We start from the raw sequence: 14,079 nt of genomic DNA on the forward strand, positions 1-14,079 counted from the left end.
GCTCGCGGGGTCCTGGACGATCTACCGCCGTGAACGAATTGTCCTCTCAACCGCTCCCGCAGCGCACGCGGCCGGGCGCCGTTCTGGCCGCGACGATCCTGCTCGTCATCTCGGGCGTGCTCGGCCTGGTCGGCATCACGCTGCTCACGTTCCTCCTGGAGGACACGTCGCCGGCCGACCTTGTGCTGCTGCTCGTGGTGCCGGGCGTCGCCTCGGTCGCCAACCTGATCCTCGCGGTGCTGCTGTTCCGTGGGGTGTCCTGGGCGCGCATCACACTCATCGTGTTGATCATCGCGAACATCGTGCTCACGATCATCTCGGCGTTGGTCGACCCGAGCGGGATCTGCCTGTCGCTCGTGTTCAACATCGTCCTGCTCGTCCTGCTGTTCCGCGAGGACGTCAAGGACTGGTGCTACCCCTACTGATCGACCACCACGAACTGGCCCATCATGCCCTGGTCCTCGTGCTTGAGGACGTGGCAGTGGAACATGTAGGCCCGGTTCGGGTCGGCGTAGTCCCGGAACGCCATGATGATCTCGTACGTGACATCGCCGCGTAGGTAGATCGTGTCCTTCCAGCCCCGCAGCTCGGCCGGCGGCTCCTTGCCGCCGACCGACAGCACCTGGAACTGCACGTCGTGCACGTGGAACGTGTGCGGCTGGCCGTCGGCGTTGCGTACCCGCCAGACCTCGACCGTGTCCTTCACGACCCGCGCGTCCACCCGCGACATGCTCATCGACTGACCGTTGATCTTCGTGTCGGCCAGCGAGAAGTCGCGGGTGCGCGTCGCGGCCGCGCGGTCGAACCGCGGCACGTCGACCAGGCGGGCCGGCACCGGCTTCGTCGCCCGCAGCGTGGCCGCCGCCCGCAGCTGGAGGATGTCGAGCGTGTCATGGCCGCCGGAGATCCGGTCGCTGAGCGCGCCCGCGCCCAGCGTCGGCGGCGTACTGCGCAGCACGACCCGCTCCCCCGGCCGCACCGCGACGACGATCTCGGCGCGCTCGCCCGGCGACAGCATCACCCGCCGCGTGGTCACCGGCGCGGCCAACAGGCCACCGTCCGTGCCGACCAGGTCGTACTCCCGGTTGTCGGCGAAGCCGAAGTCGTAGACGCGCGCGTTGGAGGCGTTGAGCAGGCGCAGCCGGACCCGGTCCGTGGTGACGTCGAGGAACGCCGCGGCGGTGCCGTTGACGACGACCGTGTCGCCGAGAATGCCGATGGCGCCGAAGACGCCGCCGCGACCCTTGAGGTGGTCGCCGTCGAAGTTCTTGTCCTGCACGATGACGGGCACGTCGTCCACGCCGTACTCGTGAGGCAGGGCCGCCACGTCGGTCGCCGGGTCGTCGAGGATGAACATCCCCGCGAGCCCCTGGTACGTCTGGTTGGCGGTAGAGCCGTGCGGATGCGGGTGGTACCACAGCGTCGCCGCCGGCTGGTTGATCCGCCAGGTCGGCGACCACGTCCCAGGGGCGTCGACCATGCGCAGCGGGCCGCCGTCCGCCTCGGCCGGCAGGTGCATGCCGTGCCAGTGCACGGTCGTCGCCTCGGTCAGTCTGTTGTGGACGTTGACGACGACCTCCTCGCCGCGCTTGGCGCGCAGCGTCGGCCCGAGGTAGTCGCCGTTGAACCCCCACGTCGCGACGGGCCCGTTGCCGAAGTCGTGCCGCCCGCGCCGCGCCGTCAGCTCGAAGACCCGCCGGCCGCGCTCGTCGAGCCGTGACGGCGCGAGCGCCGGCACCGCGAGCGGCCGGACAAAATCGACTTTCCCGGCGGTGTTGTGCTCCAGACCCTGCCACGTCCACACGGCCGCCGCGCTGCCACCTCCGCACAACAGGAACAACACAGCAAAACCCACCACGAGTACGCGCCGCACCGCCCGACCCCTCCCCAATGCGTGTCAGGCATGCAGCGTGCCGGCGCGTCCCCGCCAAGGTCGATACCGCGAGGCGGATCCCGGGGCTAAACGGGTGTCCCACCTAGGGACGTCCCCTGTGCCCCCTCAGGGCACCTCCGGGCCGCGCCGCGGATCCGTATGGGTCTTGGGAGCCTTGCCGTCCTATAGGCCGTTGTCGACCCCAAGATCCGGCGAGTTGCCGCCCGGTCGGGTGACGTTCGGTCAGCAGGTGGTGGTGGCGGCGACCGTGAGGGTGGCGTCCGTGGTGCGGGCCGAGAGGGAGAGGGTGGGATTGCGCCAGGCGACGCGGTCGGGAGCCGCCACGACCGGGGAGGTCACCGTGGCCGCCAGGGCCGTGTCCAGGGCGCGCGGGGCGGTGGCGGCCGGCGCGGTCGCGGCGACCGTCCACAGCGGACGGCCGTTCGGGCAGGTGAGGGCCGTGGAGTGCCAGGTGGCGTCCCGGGCGCCGAGGGCGGTGAGGACGTCGGTCACGGCGGCGCGCGCCTCGGCCGGCGGGTCGGTCGGCTCGGCGAGGTCGCCGTCGCGCTGCCGGCAGCCGGTGTCAACGACGAGACGCACCAGGCCGGGGCCTATGGACGTGCCGGTGAGCGACACGTAGTTGCCGCCGTCGGCGCGCATGCGCGGCGCCTCGGCGGACCCGGCGGCCGCCGCCCGGTAGGCGGCGGGCAGGTTCGCCGCCACCGTCTGGAGCAGGCGCTGCTCGCCGCCCGGGGACGTGAACAGGTCGATCGTCCGGGAGTACCGCACGCCGCGTCGGGCCACGCTGATGCGGCAGTCGCCGTCGCTGTCGAAGCCGCCGACGTCGGCGACCGGCCCGCCCGCCGCCGAGGCGCCGGCGGCGGTCAGGACGTCGACGGCGAGCCGGTCCGCGGTGGTCTTGGCCGACCCGATCGTGGTCTGCTCCCGATCGGTCGGGCCGTCGTTGCGCACCGACCACAGCGCTCCGGCCGCCAGCACCACGGCCCACACCACGGTGAGGATGATCAGCCAGCGCCGCGGCCGGGGCGCCGGCTCCGCCGGCGGGACCACGTAGGAGGGCAACACATAGACCGGCGGCAAGACAGCATCGGCCGGCGCGGTGGGCGCGACAGGCTCGGCCGGCGCGGTGGGCACCGCAGGCTCGGCCGGCGCGGTGGGCACCGCAGGCNTCGGGGGTTCGACAGGATGGGCCGGTGCGGACGGGTCGGCCGGGTCGGTGGGCGGGTGGTCGGGGCTGGTCACCGCGACATCTTCGCAGGCCCGGAGACAACTGTGGCGGCCGCAGGCCCAACCGGGCCCGCGACCGCCACAGGGCGTTGCTCGGAGATCACTCCGCGGCGACCGCCAGGGCCACCTCGTTGATGCCCCGGTCAGCGGTGACGACGGTGTCCCCGTTTCCGTGGCGCGACAGGGCGCGCAGTGTCCAGGTGCCGGGGGCCGCGAAGAAACGGAACTGCCCCAGCGGCGAGGTGACCACCTCTGCCGTGAACTCACCGGAACCGTCGAGCAGGCGCACGTACGCGCCGGCCACCGGCTCCTCGCCGGCGCGGACGACGCCGGTGATCACGGTCTCCTTCTCGACGTCAACGCTCGCCGGAATCGGCGCGGACTGCGCGGGCGCGCCGCAACCCAGAGAATTGCTGCTCATCGTCACCGTCTCCCTCAGGCCTTGCCGGGCTCGTCACCGAGCGCGACGGGCACGCCGACCAGCGAGCCGTACTCGGTCCACGATCCGTCGTAGTTCTTCACGTTCTCGTGGCCCAGGATCTCCTTGAGCACGAACCAGGTGTGCGAGGAACGCTCGCCGATGCGGCAGTACGCGATGGTGTCCTTGCTGCCGTCGAGGCCCGCGTCGCCGTAGATCTTGGCCAGCTCGTCGTCGGACTTGAAGGTGCCGTCCTCGTTGGCCGCCTTCGACCACGGCACGGAGATCGCGGTCGGGATGTGGCCGGCGCGCTGCGCCTGCTCCTGCGGCAGGTGGGCGGGGGCGAGCAGCCGGCCCGCGTACTCGTCGGGGGAACGCACGTCGACCAGGTTCTTGGCGCCGATCGCGGAGACCACCTCGTCGCGGAACGCACGGATCGACAGGTCGGGGTCGCTGGCCTGGTAGTTCGTGGCCTCGCGGGACACCGGGTCGCCGACCAGCGGCCGGTTGTCCAGCTCCCACTTCTTGCGGCCACCGTCGAGCAGCTTCACGTCGCCGTGGCCGTACAGCTTGAAGTACCAGTACGCGTACGCGGCGAACCAGTTGTTGTTGCCGCCGTACAGGATGACCTGGTCGTCGTTGGCGACGCCCCGCTCGGACAGGAGCGCGGCGAACTGCTCCTTGTTGACGAAGTCGCGGCGGATCGGGTCCTGGAGGTCCTGCTTCCAGTCCAGCTTGATCGCGCCGGGGATGTGGGCGGCGTCGTACGCCGACGTGTCCTCGTCGACCTCGACGAAGACGACGCCGGGGGCGCCGAGGTTCTTCTCGGCCCAGTCGGCCGAGACGAGCGCGCTGTCGCGACTCATTCGTACTCCCTTTGTGGTTGAGATGCGCAGGCGCTCACGGCAGCCCCTGCGCGCGAACGTTGTAGGTCCATACGCGTAGGTCTGCGGCGCAACAGCAAGATCACACCAAGAAAATGGGCAAAGCCTTACCGCCGCCGCCGGAATCTAGCGGCAGCGACACAAGCAGGCGGCCACGCGGCACAGGTCGACCGCGCGCCTCTTGGTGAGCAGGGTGCCCATAACGTGGGAGGTTACCAGCAGATGTCGGGACGACCCAACGCCTGGCCGGATGCTGGGAAGCCCCGGCGGAATCTCACTGCGCGAGCGGGACGTCCTTCGCCGTGGCGGTCACGGCCAGCCCGCCGTCGGTCGCGGCCACCTTCGCCACGGTCAGCCCGAACGGCAGCGGCGGCACGGTGAACCCGACGGACAGCTCGTCCTGAAGGTTGTTGATGTAGTCCTCCGCCTCCTGGGGCAGGTCCATGCCCGAGACGGACGCGTCGGAGACCCGGACCCGGATCTGGTTGCGGACCACGGAGAACGTCGCGGTGGCGGCGACGGGCACCCGCTCGCCGTTGACCTTGGCGGTGCCGGTCACCCGCACGCTCTCGCCGGCCGGCGCGAAGGTGGCGTCGCCGAAGTCCATCCCGGCGTAGTCCAGCAGCCCGGGCAGCAGGTCCCAGGCGATCGTGGCCACGCCGGTGACCTTCGCGGCGGTGGCCTTGGGCGACCCGCCCAGGAGGTCGCCGGTCGGCGCCGTCACGTCGTCCGCGTTGATGCGCAGGTTCGACACGCGCACCTTGCCCGAGCGCAGGTCGTCGATGTCGATGACGATCCGGTCGTAATGACCGTTGGCCACCTGGGTGAGGAACGGGAACCCCTCGATGTCCACGTCCGTGGCGGCCGCGGTGATCTGCTGCTTGTTCAGTTCCGTCTCGACGACCGACACGAGGCGACTCTCCGCCATGGTGGCGCCCACCCGGTCGGCCACCACGACCAACCCGGCGAGTACGACGAGGACGACCAGCAGGCCCAAGCCGAACCCGCGGCGCCGTCGCGGCCTGCGCGGAGTCGCGACCGCCTCGTCCACCGTCGTCACCATGCCTCGCCTCCCTGCGGGCGCCCCGCTGAGAAGGATGCCCGATTCAGTTAAGGATGACACCCACCACGTAGGAGGCCGGCGCGGCGAGCGCGAACGCCGCCAACGGGCCCTGCATGTGCCGGGCGAGCCACATGAACGGCACCTCGCCTTCGAGCCGGCGGCCCGCCTCGGCGTACCCCGTGCCGAGGTCCACCACGACCGCGACCAGCGCCGCGGCCATGCCGGCGGCCGCGCCGCCCACCGGGCTGAGCCCGTCGATGTAGGAGCCCACGACCGCGGCGGCCGCGGTGCCCAGCATGGCGCCGACGACCACGCCGACCGCGCCGCGCGGCACCTGCGGCGCGAGCCGTGGCGACGGCACGAAGATGTCGCACATCCGCGCCGAGGCCAGCGCGATGCCGGCGGCGATCAGGCCCGCGTCGAGCACCTGGGTGCCGGCCTTCTGCCGGGACAGCACGATGAGCGCCGCGAAGGCGGCGACGCCCACGACGATCGTCATGCTCACGCCGAGGGACTCGGTCAGCCCGGCCCGGCTGTGCCGTCGCACGAGCTGACCGATCACGGCCAGGACGAACGCGCCCGCGATGACGTAACCCAGCGGGGCCAGGGTCGGCTCGACGGGGAGGTTCACCGAGATGTCGGCGGCCGCGGCGGCGACGAGCCCGACGCCGGCCACGATGAACGGCGCGGGCGGGCGGCTCGCGGCGGTCCAGGCGACGACGAAGAGCAGCTGCGCCCCGAAGATCACGACGGAGAAGCCGGACCGGTTGGCCTGCGCGCCGAGCACCAGCACGGCGGCCAGGACCAGCGCGAACGCGGCGATCGTGAGGGAGAGCAGCCGGCGCACCGGCACCTCGGGGATGTCGAGATCTTCCTCGGGGTCCGGCTCCGGGGCGGGCCGCCGCCGGCGTGGGCGGGCATCCTCGTCGGTCGACGGGCGACGCTCGAGGCCGCGCCCACCACCGCGACCGCGCGACTCCTCGGCCGGGTCGGCGTCCCACGGGTTCTCCGCGCCCTCGCCACGGCGGGCGCCGCGCCGACCGGCGGGCGCGTCAGGACGACCGCTGCCGGGCCGCTGCGGGCCGCCGGCGCGCTCGCCGGAGACACGCGATGTCGCAGCCGCCGGGCGGCCGCCGCCGGATCTCGGCTCGCGGGCACGGTCGTCTGGGCCAGGGCTGGGGAACACGCCCCGATCGTGCCATGCGCCGGCGCGCCGGACGACCCAGGGCGACCACCAGCGGCGATCGACACGGGACAACACGGACTTTGTGACGACAAACACACACCTCCGTAACCGGGTTACGAGGGAATGAATCTCATTATTTGAGAAATCAGGCTTGTATACAGCGACGACGCGGTGGCCCACGTCGGGAAGCGGGCAGGCCAGGACCATGAAACGCCGCACCGCCCGCGATCCTCACATCACCACCCCGTGTCGAGTGGGAACGCGGCTACACGGCGGCAACATCCGAACGGTTGAGCTGTGTCCGGGAAGTCGTCAGATAGAGTCTGTCTGGTATCCACCCGTCAGCGACGCCGGGACTCTCCCGAAAACGGTGTGTTAACACCGCCGACACGGAGGTGACGCGTGGAGATCCTGTTGCTAACCACGATCAACGGGTCAGCCAACACTGAGGTCCCAACCACCGTCCTGCCCGCCCTTGATCTGCTGCCCCACTCCGTGCGCACGGCCCCTCGGGACGTGCGCGCTCTTGTTGCGGGCACCAGTCCTGATGTTGTGATCGTCGACGCCCGCGCCGAGCTGGCCGAGGCCCGCGCCACCTGTCGCATGCTGCACGCGACCGGTCTCGGGGTCCCGCTGCTCGCCGTCGTCGCCGAGGCCGGCCTCGTGGCACTCAACGCCGACTGGGGCATCGACGACGCCATCCTCACCTCCGCCGGCCCCGCCGAGGTCGAGGCGCGCCTGCGCCTCGCCGTGGGTCGCCTGACCACCGCCGCCGCGGTCGGCAGTGGCCTGATCCGCGCCGGCGAGCTGGCCATCGACCCGGACACGTACGCGGCGAAGCTCAAGGGTCGCCCGCTCGACCTGACGTACAAGGAGTTCGAGCTCCTCAAGTTCCTCGCCCAGCACCCCGGCCGGGTCTTCACCCGTGACCAGCTGCTGCGCGAGGTCTGGGGCTACGACTACTTCGGCGGCACCCGCACGGTCGACGTGCACGTGCGACGCCTGCGCGCCAAGCTCGGCTCGGAATACGAGTCGATGATCGGCACGGTCCGGCAGGTGGGGTACAAGTTCGTGGTCCCTTCCACCCGGTCTCTGCCGGACGCTGACCTCGGGGTGCACCTCCCCGCGACGCTGCCCGCCTCCGTCTGAGACCGCTCCGCACCACCGAAACACCCCGCGACACCACGTCGGCCGCCGAACCCACCAGTCGGCGCCGACGTCGTCACGGGCCGCGAACGGCGGCTACGGTTGACGACGTGAGCGCCCACCATCCCGACGTCGAGCGCACCGACCAGCTCTCGCCCGCCGAGGTGGCCGCCGTCTTCCGGCTCGCCGGCGCGGCGGGTGACGCCGACGGGGCGTACCCCCTCTCCGAACACACGGCGCTGCACCTGCGCCACGGCGGCGACCGCCCCGCCGTGCACCTGCTCATCCGCGACGGCGCCGACATCGCCGGGTACGCGCACGTCGACACGACCGACGCCGTCGACGGCGCCGCCGCCGAACTCGTGGTGCACCCCCTGCGGCGCCGGCACGGCTTCGGGCGGGCCCTCGTGACCGCCGCGATAGCGGTGGCCACCGAGCGCGACCCGGCCGGCCGGCTGCGGCTGTGGTCGCACGGCGACCATCCGTCGGCGTCGGCGCTCGCGCTGTCGCTGGGCTTCACCCGCGTCCGCGCCCTGTGGCAGATGCGCCGCTCGCTGCACACCCCCGTCCCCGAGCCGGTCGTGGCCGACGGCGTGGCCCTGCGCGCGTTCCGGCCCGGCGCGGACGACGAGGCCTGGCTCTCGGTCAACGCACGCGCCTTCGCCCACCACCCCGAACAGGGCCGCTGGACGCACGACGACCTGCGCACGCGCATGGCCGAGCCGTGGTTCGACCCGGCCGGGTTCCTGCTCGCCGTGAACGTGGCCGACGACGCCCTGCTCGGCTTCCACTGGACGAAGGTCCACGGTGCCCGGGACGGCCACCAGCACGACGCGCTCGGCGAGGTGTACGTCCTCGGCGTCGACCCGGCCGCCCAGGGCATGGGCCTGGGCCGCACGCTGACCCTGGCCGGGCTGCGCCACCTGCGCGAACAGGGCCTGTCCCAGGTCATGTTGTACGTCGACGAGGCCAACCACGCCGCCACGACCCTCTACACGGCCCTCGGCTTCGCCCGCTGGGCCACGGACGTCTCCTACAGCCGCGACCGCTGACGTCTACGCGCCCCGTCCGGCGCTGCGCGCCGGGACCGCGTTGGCGTCAGGGCTCGGTGGTCAGCGTTACGAGGTGGGTGCCGTCGGCGGCGGTGTGCAGACGCGGGAGAACCGGGGCGGTCACCGCCCGGTCCGCGCCCAGCGCCAGCACCGCGTCGATGTCGGGAAGCTGGGCGAGCAGCGTGAACGTGTGCCGCGTGGGCGGCAGCATCGGCAGGCCCAGAGCGTCGGCGGGGCGCAGCCACTGGGCGTCGTCGGCCTCGGTGTCGTGCCGGGCCTCCTGCCCCTCGGGCATCCGCGCGACGAAGAAGAACGCGTCGAACCGGTACGCCTCGAACTCCGGCGTGAGCCACCGGTCCCACGGCACGAGCAGGTCGGACCGCACGGCGAGCCCGTTCGCGGCGAGAAACTCGGCGAGCCCCAGTTCGCGCCGCACGAGCGCCTGCCGCGCCGCCTGCCACTCCGGCCCGCTGACGTCGCCCACCAGCCTGTCGGGTGATTCGTACAGGGAAGCAGAGCCGGCTCTGCTTCCCTCCAGGATGCGGGGGCTGGCGAGCAGGACGCCGCACTCCTCGAAGACCTCGCGGACCGCCGCGCACACCACGGCGGCGGCCTCCGCCTCGGGGAGGTTGAGCCGGGCCGCCCACCAGGAGGGCGCCGGGCCCCGCCAGGCGACCTCGCCGGCGGCCTCGGCGATCGCGTCGCGCGCGTCGACCGAACCGCCCGGGAACGCGTACATGCTCGGGGCGAAGGCCATCGTGGCGGCGCGGCGCAGCGCGTACACCTCGAAGGAACCTGACGCGGGCCGCAACAGCACCACGGTGGCCGCGCGGCGCGGCGTCGCGGCCGTCGCCCCGGACGCGGTGAACTCGCGCGACCGGGCGACCAGCCACGCGGGTGCGGGATAGCTCGCCTCCACACCATGAACGTTAGTCGGACGGGTACGGTCGCTGGCATGACGACGCCGATCAGGTGGGGCATCCTCGCCACGGGCTGGATCGCGGCCCAGTTCACCGAAGACCTCAAGCTCTTGCCCGACGCGGTGGTCGCCGCGGTCGGGTCGCGTTCCACGGAGGCCGCGGAGCGGTTCGCCGCGACCCACGCCATCCCGCGCGCGCACGGGTCCTGGCAGGCGCTGGCGGAGGATCCGGACGTCGACGTCGTCTACGTGGCCACCCCGCACCCGGCGCACCACGAGGCCACCATGGCGTGCCTGAAGGCGGGCAAGCCGGTGCTGTGCGAGAAGCCGTTCACGTTGGACCGGGCGAGTTCGCAGGAGCTGGTGGACGCGGCGCGCCAGCGGGGCCTGTTTCTCATGGAGGCCATGTGGATGCGGGCCAACCCGGCGATCCGGCGCATCGGCGAGCTGATCGCGGACGGCGCGATCGGTGAGGTCGTGTCCGTTGACGCGAGCTTCGGCGTGGGCGGCCCGTTCGAGCCGTCGCACCGGATGCGCGCCAAGGAGCTGGGCGGCGGCGCGCTGCTCGACCTGGGCATCTACCCGGTGACGTTCGCGCACCTGTGGCTGGGCGCGCCGGCGCACATCCGCGCGTGGGCGTCGCTGTGGCCGGAGGGCACGGACGCCAACACGGGCATGGTCTTCGGCTACGACTCGGGCGCGGTGGCCACGCTGCACTGCGGCGCCGTCGGCGTCACCGGCATGCGCGGGTCCATCGTCGGGAGTACGGGCCGCATCGAGGTGCCGGGGCCGTTCTTCCGGCCGGGCGGGTTCACGCTGGTCCGGGGCGAGGAGTCCGAGGCGGTGGACGTGCCGTTCCGGGGCAACGGGATGAGCCACGAGGCCGAGGAGACCATGCGCTGCCTGCGCGAGGGTCTGCTCGAGTCGCCGCTCATCCCGCACGCCGGGACCCTGGAGATCATGGGGGTCCTGGACGCGGTCCGCGCCCAGATCGGCGTCACATACGACTAGTTGAAGAACGGGCGGACGGCGAAGTAGCAGAGCATCGCCATGCCGCCGGCGGCCGGGAACGTCAGGAACCACGCCATCACGATGTTCCCGGCCACGCCCCAACGCACGGACGAGAGCCGCTTGGTCGCGCCGACACCCATGATCGCCGAGGTGATCGTGTGGGTGGTCGAGATGGGCAGGCCGAAGTTCGTGGCCGCGATGAGCACCGACGTCGCGGTGGTCTCGGCGGCGAAGCCCTGCGGCGGGCCGAGGTGGATCACGCGGCGGCCGAGGGTACGGATGATCCGCCAGCCGCCGGCGTACGTGCCGGCGGCGAGGACCGCGGCGGTGAGGAAGTTGACCCACACCGGGATGCCGCTGCCCTCGTGGAAGCCGCCCACGGTGAGGGCCAGCACCACCACACCCATGATCTTGGCGGCGTCCTGCATGCCGTGGCCGACGGACATGCCGAAGGCGGACACGGTCTGCGCCACCCGGAAGCCCCGGTTGAGCTTGCCCGGGTTGCCCCGCCGGAAGATCCACATCACGGCGAGCATGACGAGGTAACCGAGGATGAAGCCGACCACGGGCGAGAGGAACATCGGGATGACGACCTTCTCGACGATGCCCATCCACTTCACGACGCCGCCGGCCGCGAAGATCGTGGCGCCGACGAGGCCGCCGATCAGCGCGTGCGACGACGACGACGGGATGCCGAAGGCCCAGGTGAGGAGGTTCCAGATCGTCGCGCCGACGAGCCCGGCGAGCACCACGCCGAGGCTGCTCCGCCCCTCGGGCAACGAGACGATGCCCTTACCGACGGTCGCCGCGACGTTGCTGCCCATGAACGAGCCGATGAGGTTGCCGATCGCGGCCATACCCAGGGCGATCCGCGGCGTCAGCGCGCGCGTCGAGACCGAGGTCGCGATGGCGTTCGCCGCGTCGTGGAAGCCGTTGGTGTAGTTGAACCCCATCGCGAAGGTGATCACGATGATGGTGCCGAGGAGTTCCGCGCTCAAGGGACTCAGGACTCCTTGACCGCGATCGTCTCGACGGTGTTCGCCACGTGCTCGAAGGCGTCGGTGGCGAGCTCCAGTTCGTCGGCCACCTCCTTCATCTTCAGGACGGTCAGCGCGTCGTACTCACCGGAGAACAGCCGCACGAGCAGCATGCGGTAGGCGCGGTCGCCCTCGTTCTCCAGGCGGTTGCACTCGATCCAGTACTCCTTGAGGTCCTTCATCGTCTTGAGCTTCGGCATGGCCTGCGCCGTGACCCGGGCCTGCCGGTCCAGCACGTCGATGAGCTCGAGCATCTCGCGCGGCAGCGCGGGCATCTTCGTCAGGCCGTACAGGTAGACCAGGTTGCCCGTCGCCTCCAGGTGGTCCATGACGTCGTCGAGCTGAGAGCCGAGGCGGTAGATGTCCTCGCGGTCGAACGGCGTGATGAACGAGGTGTTGATCTTGTTGTAGAGCTCGTGGGTGATCTGGTCACTGTCGTGCTCGATGTCGCCGAGGCGCTCGGAGACCGACTGGACGTCCGCGCCCGGCACGGCCAGCTCCGACAGCAGCTCCGTTCCCTTCACCAGGTTCTGGGCGGCCCGGGTGAAGTAGTCGAAGAACGTGTCGTCCTTGGGGCGGAGCTTGAATCGCACGGTCATCCACCTCGTGTTAACAGAAGCCATCGGGACAGGGGATCTTCGCGGGAGGCGAGTCCGCGCGTCCGACCGGGGGGAATGCTAGGGCCCGATCAATGCGGGTGACAGCTCGGGGGGCCGTCCGACGGGATCATTCATTGTTTGTTCACCTTCTGTTTGCCTAGCCCCGATGCCTTCTGAAGACCTTCCTGAGGTAATGCCGACAGCCTCCGCCGCTGCTCAGGAACATCGAAAGTAGCCGATGGATAGTCCAGCCCCATGGCGTCGAGCGTCTCGCGTAGGAGCGTGGCCACGGCCCAGTTCCGGTCCGCGGGCACGACGTGCCACCGGCGCGGCGACGCCGCACCGGGCGAGCGCGTCGCCGTACGCGTGCTGGTGGTCCGCCCAGATGGCGCGGTCGTCGACGTCCGCCGGGTTGAACTTCCACCGGCTTCGTCGGGTCGTCCAGGCGGGCGAGCAGGCGCTTGAGCCGCTCCTCCGGCGTATGTGCAACATCACTTTGAGAAGCGTCACACCGTCGTCAACCGGGCCCGCCTCGGACCTGTCGATCTCGTCGTACCGGGCGTGCCAGGTCTGCTCCGGCACCAGCCCGCGCACCCGCGCGATCAGCACGTCCTCGTAGTGCGAGCGGTTGAAGACGCCGATGAACCCGGCCGCCGGCACGGCACGCGCCACCCGCCACAGGAACGCGTGCCGGAGCTCCTCCGGCGCCGGCGGGCCGAACGTCATGATCCGCAGCCCCTGCGGGTTCATCGTGCCCGCGACGGACCGGATCGTGCCGTCCTTGCCGCCGCAGTCCATCGCCTGCAGCACCACCAGCACACGGCGGGGGTCGTCGGCCGCCTTGGCCAGGGCGTACAGCTTCTCCTGGCGCGTCGCGCGCGGGTCGACCGCGGCGAGATCGAAGGGCGGGTCCGATCGCACCGCGAGCAGGGAGCGCAGGCCACCCTCGCGCGACGGCATAACAGACATCATTTCGTACATCCCGGGGGTCAGCGGGCAGAATGTCACGCCGCCCCCGAAACTCGCCGGCGACGCATGCGGGCCGTACCCGCCGGCGCGTCAGCGCAAGCGGGCCAACCAGTGCCGGTAGTCGCCCGAGAAGGGCGCCACGTCGCCGCGCAGGGCCTTGTCCAGGAACGCGACGGCGGCCATGGCCTGCTCGACGATGTCGCCCGCGTACCCGTAGCGGACGCGGTGGTCGACGAACTCGTCCTCGTCGAGGATCTCGACCTCACCCGTCCGGCGGCGGCGCACGTCCAGGTCAAGATCGATCATCGACACCTCGCCCGGCGTCAGCCAGCGCGGCGGCGTGGTCACGTCGCAGTAGATCTCGGTGGGCTTGGGCTCGCCGTTGAACGTCGCCGTCCACCAGGCGTCCCTAGGCAGGAGGACCACGTGGGCGTAGTCGACGGCGCGGCCGGTGGCCCGGCCCCGACGGGCGATCGTGCCGGCGGGCGCGCCCAACCAGACGCCGTGCCCGTCCTCCCCCAGTCGGCGCAGCGTCGAGGTCCAGTGCAGGCTGCCGTCGTACTTGCGGAAGACCATCCGGACCTCGTCGGTGGACACCTTCCGCAGCGTAGTGGCCGCCCGCGACCCGCGCTGTGGAATACCTGACTAGCCGTCGGAGGGTCCCGGTAGCGTCG

At 71.5% G+C, this 14,079-nt stretch carries 15 protein-coding genes; 4 read left to right on the plus strand and 11 right to left on the minus strand.

The genetic code is table 11. From position 1 onward, the window contains the following. The first annotated feature begins 29 nt into the window (after positions 1–29). On the plus strand, positions 30–425 hold the full coding sequence (locus tag ABD211_RS18865; protein WP_344133261.1) for a hypothetical protein: 396 nt from the start codon (positions 30–32) through the stop codon (positions 423–425). On the opposite strand, the gene ABD211_RS18870 is transcribed toward ABD211_RS18865, so the two are convergent. From ABD211_RS18870 to ABD211_RS18890, 6 genes are all read right to left on the minus strand, one after another. Then, positions 419–1,873 (minus strand): multicopper oxidase family protein, encoded by a 1,455-nt coding sequence (locus ABD211_RS18870; RefSeq protein ID WP_344133264.1) that lies wholly within the window; start codon positions 1,871–1,873, stop codon positions 419–421. The two genes, ABD211_RS18865 and ABD211_RS18870, sit on opposite strands and share 7 nt — an antisense overlap. Before the next feature lie 1,348 nt (positions 1,874–3,221). Further along, positions 3,222–3,542, minus strand: a complete 321-nt coding sequence (locus ABD211_RS18875) for a DUF1416 domain-containing protein (protein ID WP_344133267.1) — start codon at positions 3,540–3,542, stop codon at positions 3,222–3,224. A 14-nt stretch (positions 3,543–3,556) separates the two neighbouring features. Continuing rightward, positions 3,557–4,405 carry a sulfurtransferase gene (locus ABD211_RS18880; protein ID WP_344133270.1) on the minus strand — a complete coding sequence of 283 codons (849 nt, stop codon included), beginning with the start codon at positions 4,403–4,405 and terminating at the stop codon, positions 3,557–3,559. Between the two features lie 144 nt (positions 4,406–4,549). Then, positions 4,550–4,624: an Ms5788A family Cys-rich leader peptide gene (locus tag ABD211_RS33940; RefSeq protein ID WP_425560461.1), complete on the minus strand. Its 75-nt coding sequence runs from the start codon at positions 4,622–4,624 to the stop codon at positions 4,550–4,552. A gap of 73 nt (positions 4,625–4,697) precedes the next feature. Then, positions 4,698–5,486: an LmeA family phospholipid-binding protein gene (locus ABD211_RS18885; RefSeq protein WP_344133273.1), complete on the minus strand. Its 789-nt coding sequence runs from the start codon at positions 5,484–5,486 to the stop codon at positions 4,698–4,700. Positions 5,487–5,529: 43 nt separating this feature from the next. Then, positions 5,530–6,672, minus strand: coding sequence for a hypothetical protein (locus ABD211_RS18890; RefSeq protein WP_344133275.1), 1,143 nt, complete (start codon positions 6,670–6,672; stop codon positions 5,530–5,532). 402 nt (positions 6,673–7,074) lie between these two features. Between ABD211_RS18890 and ABD211_RS18895 the strand changes: the two genes are divergently transcribed. Both ABD211_RS18895 and mshD read left to right on the plus strand, forming a co-directional pair. Next, positions 7,075–7,821: a winged helix-turn-helix transcriptional regulator gene (locus tag ABD211_RS18895; protein ID WP_344133277.1), complete on the plus strand. Its 747-nt coding sequence runs from the start codon at positions 7,075–7,077 to the stop codon at positions 7,819–7,821. A 107-nt stretch (positions 7,822–7,928) separates the two neighbouring features. Then, complete coding sequence (mshD, locus tag ABD211_RS18900; protein ID WP_344133293.1) at positions 7,929–8,870, plus strand: mycothiol synthase; 942 nt, start codon at positions 7,929–7,931, stop codon at positions 8,868–8,870. A 46-nt stretch (positions 8,871–8,916) separates the two neighbouring features. On the opposite strand, the gene ABD211_RS18905 is transcribed toward mshD, so the two are convergent. Continuing rightward, a complete protein-coding gene (locus ABD211_RS18905) occupies positions 8,917–9,789 on the minus strand; it encodes an NUDIX hydrolase (protein ID WP_344133296.1) in 873 nt (290 codons plus the stop codon). A gap of 36 nt (positions 9,790–9,825) precedes the next feature. On the opposite strand from ABD211_RS18905, the gene ABD211_RS18910 reads away from it, so the two are divergent. Then, positions 9,826–10,800 carry a Gfo/Idh/MocA family protein gene (locus tag ABD211_RS18910; protein ID WP_344133299.1) on the plus strand — a complete coding sequence of 325 codons (975 nt, stop codon included), beginning with the start codon at positions 9,826–9,828 and terminating at the stop codon, positions 10,798–10,800. On the opposite strand, the gene ABD211_RS18915 is transcribed toward ABD211_RS18910, so the two are convergent. The 4 genes from ABD211_RS18915 to ABD211_RS18930 all read right to left on the minus strand — a co-directional run bounded on the left by ABD211_RS18915 (position 10,797) and on the right by ABD211_RS18930 (position 14,002). Further along, positions 10,797–11,798: an inorganic phosphate transporter gene (locus tag ABD211_RS18915; RefSeq protein ID WP_344133338.1), complete on the minus strand. Its 1,002-nt coding sequence runs from the start codon at positions 11,796–11,798 to the stop codon at positions 10,797–10,799. The genes ABD211_RS18910 and ABD211_RS18915 overlap by 4 nt on opposite strands. 5 nt (positions 11,799–11,803) lie before the next feature. Next, positions 11,804–12,430 carry a DUF47 domain-containing protein gene (locus tag ABD211_RS18920; RefSeq protein ID WP_344133341.1) on the minus strand — a complete coding sequence of 209 codons (627 nt, stop codon included), beginning with the start codon at positions 12,428–12,430 and terminating at the stop codon, positions 11,804–11,806. 222 nt (positions 12,431–12,652) lie between these two features. Then, on the minus strand, positions 12,653–13,396 hold the full coding sequence (locus ABD211_RS18925) for a polyphosphate kinase 2 family protein (protein WP_344133345.1): 744 nt from the start codon (positions 13,394–13,396) through the stop codon (positions 12,653–12,655). Positions 13,397–13,495: 99 nt separating this feature from the next. Continuing rightward, a complete protein-coding gene (locus ABD211_RS18930; RefSeq protein WP_344133348.1) occupies positions 13,496–14,002 on the minus strand; it encodes a DUF402 domain-containing protein in 507 nt (168 codons plus the stop codon). Between the last annotated feature and the right edge of the window lie 77 nt (positions 14,003–14,079).

Origin of the sequence: Luedemannella flava (assembly GCF_039528515.1) — a bacterium.
Taxonomy (GTDB): domain Bacteria; phylum Actinomycetota; class Actinomycetes; order Mycobacteriales; family Micromonosporaceae; genus Luedemannella; species Luedemannella flava.

Coding starts and splice junctions, on each gene's coding strand:
- ABD211_RS18875 (WP_344133267.1), bottom strand. CDS start 3,542: ATGAGCAGCAATTCTCTGGGTTGCGGCGCGCCCGCGCAGTCCGCGCCG.
- ABD211_RS18880 (WP_344133270.1), bottom strand. CDS start 4,405: ATGAGTCGCGACAGCGCGCTCGTCTCGGCCGACTGGGCCGAGAAGAAC.
- ABD211_RS18885 (WP_344133273.1), bottom strand. CDS start 5,486: ATGGTGACGACGGTGGACGAGGCGGTCGCGACTCCGCGCAGGCCGCGA.
- ABD211_RS18910 (WP_344133299.1), top strand. CDS start 9,826: ATGACGACGCCGATCAGGTGGGGCATCCTCGCCACGGGCTGGATCGCG.
- ABD211_RS18925 (WP_344133345.1), bottom strand. CDS start 13,396: ATGCCGTCGCGCGAGGGTGGCCTGCGCTCCCTGCTCGCGGTGCGATCG.